Below are 16,221 nucleotides of genomic sequence, written 5' to 3' on the forward strand. Positions count from 1 at the left end.
CGCGTCCCGCCCGTCCCGCCGAGCCCCGAGGCGGTGACATCTGCGCGGGGTGAGTCGCGGCATCCGTCTCGAAGGGCTCCTCGTGATCCACATCCTCACCGTCTGCACGGGCAACATCTGCCGCTCGCCGTTGGCCGCCCTGGTCCTCGAGCAGCGGCTCGCCGACCTCGGTGTCGTCGCGACGAGCGCGGGCATCCGGGCGCGTGAAGGGGTCCGGATGCCGGTGGAAGCCGCCGAGCTCGCCACCGCGCGTGGGGTGCCCGCCGACCGGATCGCCGCACACGGCTCGCGCTACCTCACCGAGACGATCCTGCGGGGTCCCGACCTCGTGCTCGCGATGGACCGCGATCACCGGCGCGCGGTGGTGGAGCTCGCGCCCGGTCAGCTGCGGACGACGTTCACGATGCGCGAGTTCGAGCGCCTCGCCGCGGCGACCCCGGATGAGGCGCTGCGGGCCGGTGCGGTCGGGGACGAGCCGCGGGACCGGCTCCGCGGTGCGCTCGCCGTCCTCGCCGGGCAGCGGGGGCTCGTGCTGCCGCCGGCCGACCCCGCCGACGACGACGTCGTCGACCCCTACGGCCGTTCGCGCGAGACCTACGCACGCTCCGACGCGCAGCTCGCGCCCGGTCTCGACGCCGTCGAGCGCGTCATCCGCCTCGCCGTCGGCTGAGACCCGTCGACGGCGACGACTTCGGAGGCCGCGCCGCGCGACCGTCCGGCCGTGCACCCCGGATATCCTGATCTGATGCCGCAGACGCGGCCAGGGGAGGGGTCATGATCATCGGCATCGGGGTCGACCTCGTCGACATCCCGCGCTTCGAGCGGTCGATCGCCCGCACCCCGAAGCTCATGGAGCGTCTGTTCACGGCATCCGAGCAGACCCTCAAGCCGCACTCGCTCGCCGCCCGGTACGCGGCGAAGGAGGCGCTCATCAAGGCGCTCGGCGGGTCGGACGGCGTGCACTGGACTGACATCGAGGTGGCGTCCGAACCGTCGGGGCGTCCCGTCTTCGCGCTGGCTGGCGAGACCGCCGCGACCGTCGCCGGCCGCGGAATCACCGCCGTGCACCTGTCGCTCTCGCACGACGCGGGACTCGCGACCGCCTACGTCGTCGCAGAGGCCGCAGCATGACCCGGATGCCGGAGGGCGTCGCGCGTGAAGCGGTCATCGACGTCGGCGCGATCGAGCACAACGTGCGGCACCTGGCGCGGGCGACGGAATCCGAGGTCATCGCCGTCGTGAAGGCCGACGGATACGGCCACGGCGCCGTCCGATCCGGCCGTGCCGCACTCGCCGGGGGCGCGGCCCGCCTCGCCGTGGCCGACGTGGGTGAGGCGCTCCAGCTCCGGGCCGCGGGGATCGACGCGCCGGTACTCGCCTGGTTGCACGCGCCGGGCGCGGACTTCGGCCAGGCCGCCGCCGCCCGCATCGAGCTGGGGGTGTCGAGTCTCGATCAGCTGCGCGCGGCCGCCGCGGCCGGGTCGCCGGAGCGTCCGGTCACCGTGCAGCTCAAGGTCGAGACGGGTCTGGCGCGCAACGGCATCGCCCCGGCGGACTACGGCGCCGTCTTCGCCGAAGCGGCCGCGTACGAGCGGGAGGGCGTCCTCCGCGTCATCGGGATCTTCAGTCACCTGTCGAACACGTCGGCGGACGACGACCGCACGGCGCTGTCCCGCTTCACCGTCGCCCAGGCCGCAGCAGAGGCCGCGGGGCTGCGCCCGCCGCTGCGGCACATCGCCGCATCCCACGCGGCACTGTCACTGCCCGAGGCGCGGCTCGGCTGCGTCCGGCTCGGGGTCGCGATCTACGGTCTCTCACCGTTCGACGACAGGTCCTCGGCCGATCTCGGCCTGCGCCCCGCGATGACCCTCCGCGCCGCCGTCGCCGCGGTCCGTCGTGTGCCCGCAGGGCAGGGCGTCTCGTACGGCTACCTGCACCGCACGACGAGCGAGTCGACGCTCGCGCTGATCTCGATGGGCTACGCCGACGGCGTTCCCCGCGCCGCCTCCGGTGCCGGACCCGTCTCGATCGGGGGACGCACCTTCCCCGTCGCCGGCCGCATCGCGATGGACCAGTTCGTCGTCGACGTCGGTGACGCCGAGGTCGCGGTGGGCGACGAGGCGGTGCTTTTCGGCGACCCGTCGACGGGTGTGCCCGCCGCGACCGACTGGGCCGAGGCCGCCGGCACCATCAACTACGAGATCGTCACGCGCATCGGTCCGCGCGTACCGCGACGGGAGGTGCGGTCATGACCGGGATGGCGCAGTTCGAGGGACGCCGCGAGGTCGCCTCGCCCGAAGAGATGGAGCAGCTCGGGCGTGAGCTCGGCGGCGTCCTCGGTGCCGGCGACCTGCTCGTCCTCACCGGTCCCCTCGGCGCCGGGAAGACGACCCTGACCCGCGGCATCGGCGCAGGTCTCGGGGTCCGCGGCCCCATCCAGAGCCCCACCTTCGTGATCGCGCGCACCCACCCGTCCGAGGTCGACGGTCCGCCGCTCGTCCACGTCGACGCCTACCGACTCGGTTCCCCGGCCGAGCTCGACGATCTGGGCCTCGACCCCGACCGCTCCGTCACGATCGTCGAGTGGGGTCGCGGCATGGTCGACGGGCTCGTCGACTCGTGGTGGGAGCTCGAGATCGAGCGCGGCTGGAGCGGCACGGGTGTCGACAACGCCTGCGGCACGACCGGTCCGTACGCGGCCGAGCTCGAGGACGCCGCGCCGCGCATCGTCACCGTCACGCGCCACCCCTGAGCCGGCGGCCGCGTCGCGGCATCCGTCTGCGCGGATACCCTTGATGCTGTGATCCTCGGCATCGACACGTCCCTCGGCACGGCCGTCGCCGTGACCGATGTCGACGGTGCGGTGCGCGCCGAGGTCGCGAGCGCGGATCCGCTGGGCCACGCCGAGATCATCGGCTCCCTCCTGCAGCAGGTGATGACGGATGCCGCGCGCGGCCCGATCGGCGCGACCGGCGTCCCCGAGACCGTCACCCTGACCCACGTCGCCGCGGGCATGGGACCCGGCCCGTTCACGGGACTCCGCGTCGGCATCGCGGCGGCGCGGGCGTTCGCCCTGGGCCGTGGCATCCCGGTCGTCCCGGTGCGCAGCCACGACGCTGCGGCCCTGGCGATCCTGCTCGCCGACCCGTTCGTGGACGTTCCCCGGTTCGCGGTCGTCACCGACGCGCGCCGGCGCGAGTTCGCCTACACCGTCTACGACGGCATCGACGACGACGGACTCCCGCGGAGGGTGACCGAGGCGACCCTCGTGCCTCGCGACGGCATCGACGACGCGCTCGCCGGGCACGATGCCGACCGCCGCGACGTGACGGCGATCCCCGGGGCGATGGTGGCGCTCGCCGCTGCCCGCGCCGTCGCCGCGGACCGGGTCGAGTCGCTCGGCGAGCCGCTCTACCTGCGGGCACCCGACGTGACGCTGCCCGGTGCCCGGAAGAAGGTCGGCTCGTGAGCCTCCGCACCGCGACCGCCGCGGACCTCGACGACATCATGCGTCTCGAGCGGGCCTCGTTCCCGACCGACGCCTGGAGCGAGGCGCTCATGGCGGGGGAGCTCGCCTCCCCGCACGGCCAGTACGTCGTGGACGTCGAGGGCGGGCGCCTGATCGGGTACGGCGGCGTCCGGGCTGTGCAGGGCGCGGCGGATGCCGACATCCAGACCATCGCGATCGCCGCCGACGCGCGGGGCCGCGGTCGGGGACGCGCGCTGCTGCGCGCACTGCTCACCACCGCTCGCACCCGCGGCGCTCGCGAGATGTTCCTCGAGGTCCGAGCCGACAACCCGGCCGCCTCCGCGCTGTATGCGTCCGAGGGCTTCGTCGAGGTCGGCCGCCGCCCGCGGTACTACCAGCCCGACGACGTGGATGCGATCGTCATGCAGCTCGATCTCGTCGCCTGGGACGCGCGCAACACCGCCGCTCCGACCGCCGCGGAAGGATGGTGCTGACGTGACGCGCGAACCCCTCGTCCTCGGCATCGAGACGAGCTGCGACGAGACCGGCATCGGCATCGTCCGCGGCCGCACGCTGCTGTCGAACACGATCGCGAGCTCGATGGACGAGCACGCCCGCTACGGCGGTGTCGTTCCCGAGGTCGCCGCCCGCGCCCACCTCGAGGCCCTCCAGCCGGCCATCGAGGCGGCGCTCGCCGAAGCCGGGGTCGACCTCGACGACCTCGACGCCGTGGCCGTCACGAGCGGCCCGGGGCTGGCCGGGGCTCTCATGGTCGGCGTCGGCGCGGCGAAGGCCCTGGCGGTCAGCCTGGGCAAGCCGCTCTACGCCGTCAATCACCTCGTCGGGCACATCGCAGCCGACATCCTGACCGGCGACGAGGTCGAGTACCCGACCGTCGCGCTCCTCGTGAGCGGCGGGCACACCTCGCTGCTCCTCGTGCGCGACCTCGTCTCGGACGTCGAGCTGCTCGGCGAGACGATGGACGACGCCGCCGGCGAGGCCTTCGACAAGATCGCCCGGATCCTCGGCCTGCCCTACCCGGGCGGTCCCGAGATCGACAGGGCGGCCGCATCCGGCGACCCGCAGGCGATCCGGTTCCCGCGCGGCATGTCGCGTGCGTCCGACATGGCGGAGCATCGCTACGACTTCTCCTTCTCCGGCCTCAAGACCGCCGTCGCCCGCTGGGTGGAGCAGCGCGAGGCGGCCGGGGAGCCCGTGTCGGTGCCCGACGTCGCGGCATCCTTCCGTGAAGCGGTCGTCGACGTCCTCGTGACGAAGGCCCTCGACGCGTGCGCGCGTCACGACGTGCCCCGGCTGCTCCTGGGCGGAGGCGTGATCGCCAACAAGCGGCTGCGGGACGTCGCACTCGAGCGTGCACAGGCCGCCGGGGTGAGCGTCCGCATCCCGCCGCTGTCGCTGTGCACCGACAACGGGGCGATGATCGCCGCTCTCGCGTCCGAGCTCATCATGAGCGGACGCCCCGCCTCGACGCTCGCCTTCGGAGCGGACTCGACTCTCCCCGTCACGACGATCCAGGTGGAGCCGTCGTCATGAGCGACGAGCGGATGCCGCCGCCCGCCGCACCCGCTGTCGGCGGGACTCCCGTCGTCGAGCCCGCGTCGCCGGACGTCGCGCCGGCTCCGACGGACACCGCCCTCCCGGGAGCGCACCGGGGCGGGTTCCGTCGGGAGCTGACGCAGCCGCTCCCCGTCGCTCCGCCGCTGACCGTGCATCCCGATCCTGACGAGAAGTTCGCGCCGGATGTCCGATGGATCCCGCCGGCGCCCGTGCTCCCGCGCAGTGCGGGCTGGTCTCTGCTGTTCGGGACGCTGGCGCTCGTCCTCGCCTGCTTCGTCGGCTGGGGTTTCCCGATCGGCATCATCGGGGTCGTCCTCGCGGTCCTCGCGCTCCGTCGCCCGTGGGAGAAGCGCGAGACGGCGCTCTGGGGCCTCGGACTCAGCGTCGGGTCGCTCGTGTACAGCGCGGGGTGGCTGTGGTGGGCGGCCGCGCAGGGCGGCCTGACAGGCTGACTCAGACCCGGTCGGCGAGGACCGCGACCCGTTTCGCGCCACGGCCATCGCCGACACGCGTGAGGATCAGGGTGGCCGAGGTGTCGCCGCGCAGCGCGAGCTTGCGCCGGAACTGCGCCGGGTCTACGTCGACCCCGCGCTTCTTGATCTCGACGGTGCCGACGCCCCGAGCCTGCAGGGCGGTGTTGATCGCGGGGACCTTCAGCGGCAGGACCTCCCGTACGCGGAACGACTGCACGAAGGGGTTCGTCAAGGCGGCGTCCGAGGTCAGGTACGCGATCCCGTCGGCGACCATCCCCGCCTGCAGCGCGCGCGCGACCTCGCCGATCAAGCGCGCGCGAATGACCGCGCCCTCGGGTTCGTGCACGAACGCGCCGAGCTCGCGGACCGGTTCATCGGGCGCATCCGCCGCGGCGGTGAGCTCCGCCGCGGCGCCACCCCGCAGCACCAGCGCGGAGCGCGCGACGCCTGCGCGCCGCAGCGCACCCGACCACAGCACGAGCTCGACCGTCGATCCGTCGACGCTGATCCACTGCGCCTCGACGTCGTCGGGGAGGAGTCCGCGGTCGAGTCCCGGTCCGAGCTTGATGCCCACCGGCATCCGCTCCGCGAGGGCGAACGCCCAATCGAGCGAGGGCGACCAGTCCTCCGGCCGGGTGCGACTCGTCTCGCTGTGCCCCGCGGTCCGGCGGGCGGGGTCCAGCCACACCGCGTCGCAGCCGGTCAGGTCCGTCTCCTCGGCGCGGCCGTGCTGCACGGTGACGGCCTCACCGAAGGGTGCGAGGTTGTACGCCGCGAGAGCGGCGGTCGTCTCGTCCGCGTCGACGGCGAGGACGTCGAGCCCGATGCCGGCGAACCCCAGCGCGTCACCGCCGATGCCGCATCCGAGGTCCGCGACGCGGGTGATTCCGGCGTCTCGGAATCGCGCGGCGTGGCGGGCGGCGACCTCGAGACGTGTCGCCTGTTCGAGACCTGCGCGGGTGAACAGCATCCGGTCGGCGAAGGGACCGAACTTGGCCTGCGCCCGCACGCGCAGGTGGGCCTGTCCGACGACGGCGGACACCAGGTCGGGGGAGTGGCCGGCCGCACGCAGTCGGGAGACGGCGGTGGCGACCTCGGCAGTGGATGCCAGGGGTCCGACCTCATCGATCAGCCGCAGTCCCTGGGGCGTCAGGAGAGCGGTGAGTTCGGCCTGTTCCATCCGGCCAGCCTAGGCCGACGCGGCATCCGTCATCGTGTTGGCACTCGCGTTGCGTGAGTGCCAACCGGCCTCTAGACTTTCGTTAGCACTCTCGGTAAGCGAGTGCTGATGAGTCTTGAAGCAGGACCCCACCAGCAAGAAAGAGGTAGACCGTGTCGGTTTCCATCAAGCCGCTCGAAGACCGCATCGTCATCAAGCAGGTCGAGGCCGAGCAGACCACCGCGAGTGGCCTGGTCATCCCTGACACCGCCAAGGAGAAGCCCCAGGAGGGCGAGGTCGTGGCCGTGGGCCCCGGCCGCATCGACGACAACGGCAACCGCGTTCCGCTCGACGTCGCCGTCGGCGACCGCGTCCTGTACAGCAAGTACGGCGGCACCGAGGTCAAGTTCGGCGCCGACGAGTTCCTCGTCCTGTCGGCTCGCGACGTCCTGGCGGTCGTCGTCCGCTGACACGCAGCGATCAGCAGAGGGCTCGGATGCTTCGGCATCCGGGCCCTCTCTCGTTCCTGTCCGCGGTGTTGGCAGGATCCGCACGACCGGCGGCAGTCCGCGGGATGTGCTCGCTGTCATGACCGTCGTAGGCTTGTGCTCATGACACCCGAGCAGGCCGCGCGCGAGAAGTCCCTGGGCGCGATCTTCGTCTTCTCGGCCTATGTCCTGTGGGGCTTCCTGCCCCTGTACTTCGTCAGCCTCGCACCGACCACCCCCTGGGAGGTCGTCGGCTGGCGCATCCTGTTGAGCCTCGTCTTCTGTCTCGCGCTGCTCGCGATCACGCGCGGCTGGGGGCGGATGCGCGTGATCCTGCACGATCGCCGGCTGATGCTCTGGACCCTCCTCGCCGGACTGCTCATCTACGTCAACTGGCAGGTCTTCCTGATCGGCACCCTCACGGGCCACGTCGTCGAAACGAGCCTGGGCTACTTCATCAACCCGATCGCGACCGTGCTCCTCGGCGTCATCGTCCTGAAGGAGCGCCTGCGGACCGTTCAGTGGGTCGCCGTGGGCATCGCCGGCACAGCCGTCGTCGTGATCATCGTCGCGGTCGGTCGGGTGCCGTGGATCGCCCTCGCGCTCGCAGCGAGCTTCGCGACGTACGGTCTCGTCAAGAAGAAGATCGGACCGTCGGTGGATGCCGTGAGCGGCCTCACCCTCGAGTCCTTCTGGCTCGTGCCGATCGCTGTCCTGCAGCTCGTCCTGGTCGGCGTCACCTCCGGCCTGACGATGGGCACTCAGGGCGCCGCACACACGACGCTGCTCCTGCTCGCCGGTGCGGTGACGGCGACCCCGCTCCTCTTCTTCTCCGCCGGGGCCCGTCGCACGTCGCTCACCGTGATCGGCATCCTGCAGTTCGTCGCCCCGATCATGCAGTTCCTCACGGGAGTCCTCATCCTGGGGGAGCCGATGCCGTTCGAGCGATGGATCGGGTTCGCCCTGGTCTGGGTCGCCGTGGCGGTGTTCACCGTCGACTCGATCGTGGCCTCCCGGCGCAGCCGGACCCGCGCCGAGGCGGTCGTCCCAGACCCCGTCTGAAGACGACGGATACCGCATCCCGGCACCGTTATGGGAGCGTGCCCACCTCGTTACACATCGTTAACGAACGGCAACATTGGGGAGACGAGCGCGCCGCTAGGTTGAACACACCGGGCTGGTCCCGAACTGACCCGTGTCACCACAGCAAGGAGCACAATGAGCGTTCTCACCCGTTCGCGTTCCGCAAAGGTCATGGGCGCCATCGCCCTGATCGGCGCGAGCGCAATGGTCCTGGCCGGCTGCGCCGGTTCCTCGACCCCCACTGCATCCGGCGGCGCCTCCGAGGAGCCCGCCGGTTTCGACTTCCCGGTCAACTGCGACGAGGCACAGCCCGCGTCGTACACCCCGGAGTACACCTCCACGTCGGAGGGTCCTGCCACCGACCTCGAGTACACGATCGGCACGGCCCTGCCCGTGACCGGCAACCTCGCCTTCCTCGGCCCGCCCGAGATCGCCGGCACCGAGTACGCCGCATCCGAGGTGAACGCCGCTGACAAGGGCGTGACCATCAACCTCGTCCAGGGCGACTCGGGCGACACCGACAACAAGGCCTACGAGACCGAGATCCCGCGTCTGCTGAACGCCGGTGCCACGGCCATCATCGGTGCCGCGTCGTCGGGTACCTCGCTGCAGTTCATCGACCAGGTCATCGCTGCCGACGCGATCCAGTTCTCGCCGGCGAACACCTCCGCTGCCTTCACGGGCTACGAGGACAACGGTCTGTACTGGCGAACGGCTCCCTCCGACGTGCTCCAGGGCCAGGTGCTCGGAAACCTCATCGCAGGCGACGGCGCTGAGACCCTCGGCATGATCATCCTCAACGACTCCTACGGAACCGGTCTCGCGTGCTTCGCGAAGGCTGCCTTCGAGGAGGCGGGCGGGTCCGTCGTGTCGGCCGCGCTGTACAACACCGGCGACACCAACTTCTCCTCGCAGGTCGAGACGGTGCTGGCGGCGGACCCCGACGCGATCGCCCTCATCACCTTCGAAGAGGTCAAGACGATCATCCCCGAGCTCGTCGCGGCGGAGTTCCCGAAGGACAAGATGTACTTCGTGGACGGCAACCTGGCGAACTTCGGCGAGGAGTTCGACGCGGGCACCCTGACGGGCGCCAAGGGCACCTACCCGGCTGTGGACCCCGCGTCGATCGCGGAGTTCCGTGACGGTCTGAACGAGTTCTGGACCGGCGAGGGCAACGCCGAGCTGGCGGACTTCACCTACGGACCGGAGTCCTACGACGCGGTGATCCTCCTCGCCCTGGCCGCCCTCGAGGCCGGCTCCTCGGAAGGCCCCGACGTCGCAGCGCACCTCCAGCAGGTGTCGGGCGGCACCGGTGAGGGCACGAAGTGCACCACGTATGCCGAGTGCGCCGACATCATCATCGCCGGTGACGTCGCGGACTACGACGGCGTTTCCGGCCCGATCACCTTCAACGAGGTGGGCGACCCGCAGGATGCCTCCATCGGCATCTTCGAGTACGGCGAGGACAACAACTACTCGTTCCTCAACGTCGGCTGATCGACGATCCCAGAACGGCCCCGGTCTTCGGACCGGGGCCGTTTTCTTTGCCTGGCCGGCCATCCCGGGGGCACCGGCGGATGCCGCCGCCCCCGGGTCCCCTCGTCGCGAGAGGCGGTGGCGTGCAGCATGTCGTGGCGGGGAAGCGGGCGCCGAGGCGTGGTCCCCTCACTCGGCGCATCCGACCCATGCGACGTCGCCCCCACCACGCAGCGACGCGTGCGACAGGTACGACGATGCCCCCGGCCGAGTGACCGGGGGCATCGTCAGGTACGGCGGGGCGTCAGGTGCCCAGTGTGCCGAGGTAGAGACCGATCACCTTGGGGTCGTTGAGGAGCTCACGGCCGGTACCGGTGTAGGCGTCACGGCCCTGGTCGAGGACGTAGCCACGGTCGCAGATCTGCAGGCAGCGACGCGCGTTCTGCTCGACCATGATCGTGGTGACACCAGCCTTGTTGATCTCCGAGACGCGCAGGAACGCCTCGTCCTGCCGCGACGGCGACAGACCGGCCGACGGTTCGTCGAGCAGGAGGACGTACGGGTCCATCATGAGCGCGCGTCCCATGGCGACCATCTGTCGTTCACCGCCCGAGAGCGAGCCCGCCCGCTGCTGCAGACGCTTGCTGAGGTCGGGGAAGATCGAGGTCACGAAGTCGATGCGCTCCGAGACGACCTTCGGCCTCTGATAGGCCCCCATCTGCAGATTCTCCGCGATCGACAGACTCGGGAACACATTGTTCGTCTGCGGCACGAAGCCGACGCCCTTGGCGACGAGCTTGTTGGCCCGAAGTCCGGTGATCTCCTCACCGTTGAGCACGACCTGGCCCGAGCGGATCTTGACCTGCCCGAAGATCGCCTTCAGCATCGTGGACTTGCCGGCGCCGTTGGGGCCGATGATGCCGATGAGCTCACCTTTGGCGGCGAAGAGATTCGCACCGTTGAGGATGTTGACGCCGGGCAGGTAGCCGGCGTGCACATCGCGCAGTTCCACGACGTTCTGTGCGGGTGCGGTTGTCGTCGAACCCGCGGGGGATGCGGCTGTGTCGCTCACTTCGTGTCCTCCGTTCCGGGCGTGGAGCCCGGGGTGCCGGGTGCCGTGGAATCCTCCGCGGCGTGCGTCGTGGCATCCGCCTCGACGGCGTCCTGCAGCTTGTGCTGCTCCTCGATCAGTTCCTGAGCCTCGGCGGTCAGTTCGCCCTCGTAACGGCCGGTGACGACGCCGAGGTCGACGTCCTGATGGGCTCCGAGGTAGGCGTCGATGACGGCCTGCTCCTTCATGACGGTGTCCGGCGGTCCCTCGGCGACGACCTTGCCCTCGGCCATGACGACGACCCAGTCGGCGATGTGGCGGACCATGTGCATGTCGTGCTCGACGAACAGCACCGTCATACCGAGGTCCTTGAGGTCGAGGATGTGGTCGAGCAGCGACTGCGTCAGTGCCGGGTTCACGCCGGCCATCGGTTCGTCGAGCATGACGAGGGTCGGGTCGCTCATGAGGGCGCGTGCCATCTCCAGGAGCTTGCGCTGGCCGCCCGACAGCGAGGCCGCGAAGTCCTTCTCCTTCGCGTCGAGCTTGAACCGTTCCAGAAGGCCGCGCGCCTTCTCCTCGATCTCGGCCTCCTGCTTGCGCCAGAGGAAGGGGAGGATGCCGCGCCAGATGCTCTCGCCGCCCTGACCGGGCGCACCGAGCTTCATGTTCTCGAGCACGGTGAGCAGGCCCAGCGACTTCGTCAGCTGGAAGGTGCGCACCTGTCCCATCCGAGCCGCCTTGAAGGCAGGGATGCCGGCGAGGTTCCGGCCGTCGAACGACCAGACCCCCTCGTTCGGCTTGTCGAATCCCGTCAGGAGGTTGAACAGCGTGGTCTTGCCGGCACCGTTGGGCCCGATCAGCGCCGTGATGGCGTTGCGCGGGATCTCGAGGTGGTCGACATCGACGGCGGTGAGGCCACCGAAGACGCGCTTCACGCCGTCGGCGACGATGATCGGGTCGACCTTCTCGACACCGGGGCGGATCTCGCCCTTGTGCAGACCGGTGGCTTTGGGTCGGGGGGCGGGGGGCGCGACGTCAGCGGACAAAGGTCAGCTCCTTCTTGCTACCGAGGATGCCCTGCGGTCGGAAGATGACCAGCAGCATGAGGGCGATACCCACCAGGACGAACACGAGCATCTGGCTCTGCTCCGCTGTGAGGAACGGCAGCCAACCGATGTTCACGAGCGCCGGCAGGAGGTTGGAGAGGAACGCGCGCACGACCCAGAACAGCACGGCGCCCAGTACCGGTCCGAAGATCGTCGCGGCCCCGCCGAGCAGAAGCGCCGTCCACACGTAGAACGTCTGGGAGGTGACGTAGACGTTGGGGTTCACGTTCGTTCCGAGGGCCGTGACGATCCCGCCGGCGGCGATGATCACGCCACCCACGATGAGCGCCTGCATCTTGAAGGCGAAGACGTTCTTGCCCAGGGACCGCACGGCGTCCTCGTCTTCACGGATGCCCCGGATGACGCGGCCCCAGGGGCTCCGCATGAGCAACCAGACGAAGGTGACGACGATCGCGATCGTGATGATCCCGACGATGATCACCCACCACTGGTCGGACTGGTACGTCCACGGGCCGAATCCGAACCGTCCCGCCGGGAGAGGGTTCGTGGACCGGAAGCTCGCCTGGAAGCCGACGAGGCCGTCGGCGGAGCCGGTGGTCTCGCGGAAGCTGGAGGTCAGGAACAACAGGCGCACGACCTCGGCGGCCGCGATCGTGACGATGGCGAGGTAATCGCCGCGCAACCGCAGCGTCGGGATGCCCATGACGATCGAGAACAGCACCGCGCCGACGAGGCCGACGAGGGCGGCGACCGGCCAGGGGAGCCCGAACGTCAGCGTCGAGATCGCGAAACCGTAGGCGCCGATGGCCATGAAGCCGGCGACGCCCATGTTGAGCAGGCCCGCGAAGCCGAAGTGGACCGAGAGACCGATGGCCGCCAGCACGAAGCCCAGCGTGACCGGCGACAGGATCTGAGCCGCCGTGTTGTTGAGGATTTGCAGGAAGTCCATGAGCCGTTATCCGATTCGCTCTCGGCGTCCGAGGAGACCCTGCGGACGGAACAGGAGGATGACGATCAGCACGACGAGCGCGCCGACGTACTTCAGGTCGGAGGGGATCCAGAGCGTCGACACCTCGACGAGCAGGCCCACGATGATCGAGCCGAGGAGGGCGCCGAACGCCGTTCCCAGACCGCCGAGCGTGATCGCGGCGAAGACGAGGAGCAGGATGCTGGTGCCCATGTCCCACTTGATGCCCGGCCGGAAGTAGGCCCAGAGCACGCCCGAGAGCCCGGCGAGGGCGGCGGCCATGACCCACACGATCCGGACGACGGCGTCGACATCGATCCCGCTCGCCGCGGCCAGCGACGGGTTGTCGGACACCGCTCGCGTGGCGCGCCCGATCCGGGTCCGCATGAGCCAGAACGCGAAGGCGACGATGACCACGATCGACACCCCCATGCTGATGACGTCGGTGAGCGACAGGCTGATGGGGCCGAGGCCCGGGATGTTGGCGGTCGCTCGCCCGGGCAGGTTCACGGTGCCGCCGCCGACGAACATCTGGAAGACGTATCGGAGGGCGAGCGAGAGGCCGATGGAGACGATCATGAGCTGCACGGTGCCGATGCCCTTACGGCGGAGGGGTCTCCAGAGTCCAGCATCCATCCCGTATCCGAAGAACGCGGAGACGATGACCGCCAACGGGATCGCGATCCAGATCGGCACGTTCACGGCCACGGAGAAGAAGAGGGCTGCGAGAGCGCCGAAGGTGACCATCTCGCCGTGCGCGAAGTTCGACAGTCCGGTCGTGCCGAACACGAGCGACGCTCCGATCGCGGCCAGTGCGAGCATCAGACCGAAGTTCAGGCCGTTCACCGCTCGGGACAGGAACTGGTCGAAGAACGAGGTCGTCGTCCGCTCCGCGGCCCCGAGGGTGAAGTTTCGGGTGATCGTGCTGGTCGGCCCGAATTCCACTTCCTGCGTGAAGTTGAACCCCTCGGGCGCGGTGACACCCTCGGGAAGCGAATCCTCGACGAGCTCGACGGTGTAGGGGACGTCCTTGGTGGGAACCGGAACGCGCCACGATCCGTTGGCGGCGGTTTCCGTCTCGCCGCTGTACTCACCGCCGGAGACGACCACTGTGGCGCCTTCCACGGGTTCACCGGCGACGCGCACGTTGCCCTGGACGGCGAACGGGAAGTCCTCGGGGTTCTGGGTGTCGGCTGCCGCGGGGTTCGCGAGGCCGAACAGCAGAGCGCCGGAGAAGACTCCGGCGATAAGGGCTACGAGTGCGCGTCGCCATCGATTGCGGGCGCGCACAGAGCGGGTGGTCGTCACCGACACCTCCTGGTTGAAGCATGGTCAGCGCGCAGAGGTACGGGTGCCCCCGGCGCCACACGACCGTATCCAGCGATTGTTGCCGCTGTGTTTCCCTGCCGCAACCATCGACACTCCGCCTTCTGGCCGGATCTCGCCCCCGGGAATGAATGGAGCGTCGCGCGCCTTAGAATTCAGACAAGCCGTTCGACGCAGGAGAGCACATGGAGCACAACGACCCGTTCGGATTCGTGGGACTGACGTACGACGACGTCCTGCTGCTGCCCGGTCACACGGACGTCATCCCGTCCGAGGCCGACACCTCCTCCCGGGTCACGCGCCGCATCACCGTCGCGACTCCTCTTCTCTCCGCCGCGATGGACACCGTCACCGAGTCGCGTCTCGCCATCGCCATCGCGCGCGAGGGGGGAATCGGGATCATCCACCGGAACCTGTCGATCGCCGATCAGGCCGCCATGGTCGACCGCGTGAAGCGCAGCGAGTCGGGCATGATCACCGACCCGATCACGACGACACCCGACGCGACCATTGAAGAGGTGGACGCACTCTGCGGCCAGTACCGCATCTCGGGTCTCCCCGTCGTGGACGACGAAGGGCACCTGGTCGGCATCGTCACCAATCGCGACATGCGGTTCGTCTCCGGCTTCGAGCGTCAGACCACGAAGGTCCGCGACGTCATGACGAGCGAGAACCTCGTGACCGGCAAGGTCGGCATCGGGGCGAATGAGGTCATCGCGCTGTTCGCCCACCACCGCGTCGAGAAGCTGCCCCTCATCGATGAGGACGGCAAGCTCGCGGGCCTCATCACCATCAAGGACTTCGACAAGAGCGAGAAGTACCCCCTCGCGACGAAGGATGATCAGGGTCGACTCCGTGTCGGCGCCGCGATCGGCTTCTTCGGCGATGCGTGGGAGCGCGCAGAGGCGCTGCGGGATGCCGGGGTCGACGTCATCGTGGTCGACACGGCGAACGGACAGTCCGCGGGTGTCATCGACATGGTCAAGCGGATCAAGGCCGACGCCTCGTTCGCGCACATCGATGTGATCGGCGGGAACGTCGCGACCCGTGAGGGCGCGCAGGCCCTCATCGACGCAGGAGTGGATGCCGTCAAGGTCGGCGTCGGTCCGGGGTCGATCTGCACGACGCGGGTGGTGGCCGGTGTGGGGGTCCCGCAGGTGACCGCCATCTACGAGGCGTCGCTCGCGGCGCGGGAGGCCGGCGTCCCGATCATCGCCGACGGCGGTCTGCAGTACTCGGGCGACATCGCGAAGGCGCTGGTCGCCGGCGCCGACACCGTCATGCTCGGTTCTCTCCTCGCCGGCACCGATGAGTCGCCCGGAGAGGTCGTCTTCCAGGGGGGCAAGCAGTTCAAGCTCTACCGGGGGATGGGTTCTCTCGGAGCCCTGCAGACCCGCGGCAAGAAGACCTCGTACTCGAAGGATCGCTACTTCCAGGCGGACGTGCCGAGCGACGACAAGCTGATCCCCGAGGGCATCGAGGGCCAGGTCGCCTACCGCGGTCCGGTGTCGGCCGTCGCCTATCAGCTGGTCGGGGGACTCCGGCAGTCGATGTTCTACGTCGGCGCCCGCACGATCGACGAGCTGAAGGCACGAGGCAAGTTCGTTCGCATCACCTCGGCGGGGCTCAAGGAGTCGCACCCGCACGACGTGCAGATCGTTGTCGAAGCGCCGAATTACAAGCGCTGAGAGGGTCTGCGGCCTCGACACGCCCGGGATGCGGGGCTGATTTGCCGAGTCTCCGAACGCCGCGTAACTTATTACTTGTTCGCCCCACAGGGAAGAGCGAGAGGCTGAGAGGCCCGCCGCCCCCTCAAGCTGGTGAACCACCCCCTCCAAGAAGAAACAGTCGCTCTGCGGTTGGGTCTGACCTCTGGTCTAGGACGGGACATCGGGACGCACCCACGGTCGTCGCCCGCAGTCATGATCTTCCGAGATCATCGGCGTGTCGGGTTTGACGGTTTCGCGGGTGTCATCCTAAGGTAGAGAAGTTGCCTCACTACGAAGCCCTTGCGGGGGTGGTGTGGGAGCATCCGATCCTTGAGAACTCAACAGCGTGCACTTGTCAAATGCCAAATAACCTCG

At 69.5% G+C, this 16,221-nt stretch carries 17 protein-coding genes; 12 read left to right on the forward strand and 5 right to left on the reverse strand.

Annotation, left to right across the window (positions count from 1 at the left end):
• The first annotated feature begins 49 nt into the window (after positions 1-49).
• The 8 genes from AB0259_RS13200 to AB0259_RS13235 all read left to right on the forward strand — a co-directional run bounded on the left by AB0259_RS13200 (position 50) and on the right by AB0259_RS13235 (position 5,499).
• Entirely contained in the window at positions 50-670 is a 621-nt protein-coding gene (locus AB0259_RS13200; RefSeq protein WP_251582015.1) for a low molecular weight phosphatase family protein, read from the forward strand.
• 104 nt (positions 671-774) lie between these two features.
• Positions 775-1,131, forward strand: coding sequence for a holo-ACP synthase (locus AB0259_RS13205; RefSeq protein WP_251582017.1), 357 nt, complete (start codon positions 775-777; stop codon positions 1,129-1,131).
• Positions 1,128-2,252 carry an alanine racemase gene (gene alr / locus AB0259_RS13210; protein ID WP_251582019.1) on the forward strand — a complete coding sequence of 375 codons (1,125 nt, stop codon included), beginning with the start codon at positions 1,128-1,130 and terminating at the stop codon, positions 2,250-2,252. The genes AB0259_RS13205 and alr overlap by 4 nt, the downstream gene beginning before the upstream one ends.
• Positions 2,249-2,752: a tRNA (adenosine(37)-N6)-threonylcarbamoyltransferase complex ATPase subunit type 1 TsaE gene (gene tsaE / locus AB0259_RS13215; RefSeq protein ID WP_251582029.1), complete on the forward strand. Its 504-nt coding sequence runs from the start codon at positions 2,249-2,251 to the stop codon at positions 2,750-2,752. The genes alr and tsaE overlap by 4 nt, the downstream gene beginning before the upstream one ends.
• A 48-nt stretch (positions 2,753-2,800) precedes the next feature.
• Positions 2,801-3,469, forward strand: a complete 669-nt coding sequence (gene tsaB / locus AB0259_RS13220; protein WP_366222978.1) for a tRNA (adenosine(37)-N6)-threonylcarbamoyltransferase complex dimerization subunit type 1 TsaB — start codon at positions 2,801-2,803, stop codon at positions 3,467-3,469.
• Positions 3,466-3,963: a ribosomal protein S18-alanine N-acetyltransferase gene (rimI, locus tag AB0259_RS13225; RefSeq protein ID WP_251582039.1), complete on the forward strand. Its 498-nt coding sequence runs from the start codon at positions 3,466-3,468 to the stop codon at positions 3,961-3,963. The genes tsaB and rimI overlap by 4 nt, the downstream gene beginning before the upstream one ends.
• 1 nt (position 3,964) lies before the next feature.
• A complete protein-coding gene (tsaD, locus tag AB0259_RS13230) occupies positions 3,965-5,023 on the forward strand; it encodes a tRNA (adenosine(37)-N6)-threonylcarbamoyltransferase complex transferase subunit TsaD (RefSeq protein WP_251582041.1) in 1,059 nt (352 codons plus the stop codon).
• On the forward strand, positions 5,020-5,499 hold the full coding sequence (locus tag AB0259_RS13235; RefSeq protein WP_251582043.1) for a hypothetical protein: 480 nt from the start codon (positions 5,020-5,022) through the stop codon (positions 5,497-5,499). Before tsaD ends, AB0259_RS13235 begins: the two co-directional genes overlap by 4 nt.
• Position 5,500: 1 nt before the next feature.
• On the opposite strand, the gene AB0259_RS13240 is transcribed toward AB0259_RS13235, so the two are convergent.
• Positions 5,501-6,700, reverse strand: a complete 1,200-nt coding sequence (locus tag AB0259_RS13240; RefSeq protein WP_366222979.1) for a class I SAM-dependent methyltransferase — start codon at positions 6,698-6,700, stop codon at positions 5,501-5,503.
• A 152-nt stretch (positions 6,701-6,852) separates the two neighbouring features.
• Here AB0259_RS13240 and groES point away from each other — a divergent pair, with 152 nt between their 5' ends.
• From groES to AB0259_RS13255, 3 genes are all read left to right on the forward strand, one after another.
• Positions 6,853-7,149, forward strand: a complete 297-nt coding sequence (gene groES / locus AB0259_RS13245) for a co-chaperone GroES (RefSeq protein ID WP_017203655.1) — start codon at positions 6,853-6,855, stop codon at positions 7,147-7,149.
• Between the two features lie 141 nt (positions 7,150-7,290).
• On the forward strand, positions 7,291-8,229 hold the full coding sequence (rarD, locus tag AB0259_RS13250; RefSeq protein WP_366222980.1) for an EamA family transporter RarD: 939 nt from the start codon (positions 7,291-7,293) through the stop codon (positions 8,227-8,229).
• A 156-nt stretch (positions 8,230-8,385) separates the two neighbouring features.
• On the forward strand, positions 8,386-9,747 hold the full coding sequence (locus AB0259_RS13255) for an ABC transporter substrate-binding protein (RefSeq protein ID WP_251582056.1): 1,362 nt from the start codon (positions 8,386-8,388) through the stop codon (positions 9,745-9,747).
• Positions 9,748-10,030: 283 nt separating this feature from the next.
• On the opposite strand, the gene AB0259_RS13260 is transcribed toward AB0259_RS13255, so the two are convergent.
• From AB0259_RS13260 to AB0259_RS13275, 4 genes are read right to left on the reverse strand one after another with little or no spacing between them, the layout of a single operon-like run.
• Positions 10,031-10,798 carry an ABC transporter ATP-binding protein gene (locus AB0259_RS13260; protein ID WP_251582058.1) on the reverse strand — a complete coding sequence of 256 codons (768 nt, stop codon included), beginning with the start codon at positions 10,796-10,798 and terminating at the stop codon, positions 10,031-10,033.
• Positions 10,795-11,823, reverse strand: coding sequence for an ABC transporter ATP-binding protein (locus AB0259_RS13265; protein WP_251582060.1), 1,029 nt, complete (start codon positions 11,821-11,823; stop codon positions 10,795-10,797). Before AB0259_RS13265 ends, AB0259_RS13260 begins: the two co-directional genes overlap by 4 nt.
• Positions 11,813-12,793, reverse strand: coding sequence for a branched-chain amino acid ABC transporter permease (locus AB0259_RS13270; RefSeq protein WP_366222981.1), 981 nt, complete (start codon positions 12,791-12,793; stop codon positions 11,813-11,815). Before AB0259_RS13270 ends, AB0259_RS13265 begins: the two co-directional genes overlap by 11 nt.
• A gap of 6 nt (positions 12,794-12,799) precedes the next feature.
• Positions 12,800-14,119, reverse strand: coding sequence for a branched-chain amino acid ABC transporter permease (locus tag AB0259_RS13275; protein ID WP_251582065.1), 1,320 nt, complete (start codon positions 14,117-14,119; stop codon positions 12,800-12,802).
• 203 nt (positions 14,120-14,322) lie between these two features.
• Here AB0259_RS13275 and guaB point away from each other — a divergent pair, with 203 nt between their 5' ends.
• Positions 14,323-15,825 (forward strand): IMP dehydrogenase, encoded by a 1,503-nt coding sequence (gene guaB / locus AB0259_RS13280; RefSeq protein ID WP_366222982.1) that lies wholly within the window; start codon positions 14,323-14,325, stop codon positions 15,823-15,825.
• Positions 15,826-16,221 lie beyond the last annotated feature (396 nt).

This window comes from Microbacterium sp. NPDC080005, from assembly GCF_040702445.1.
In the GTDB taxonomy this organism is placed as follows: Bacteria; Actinomycetota; Actinomycetes; order Actinomycetales; family Microbacteriaceae; genus Microbacterium; species Microbacterium oleivorans_D.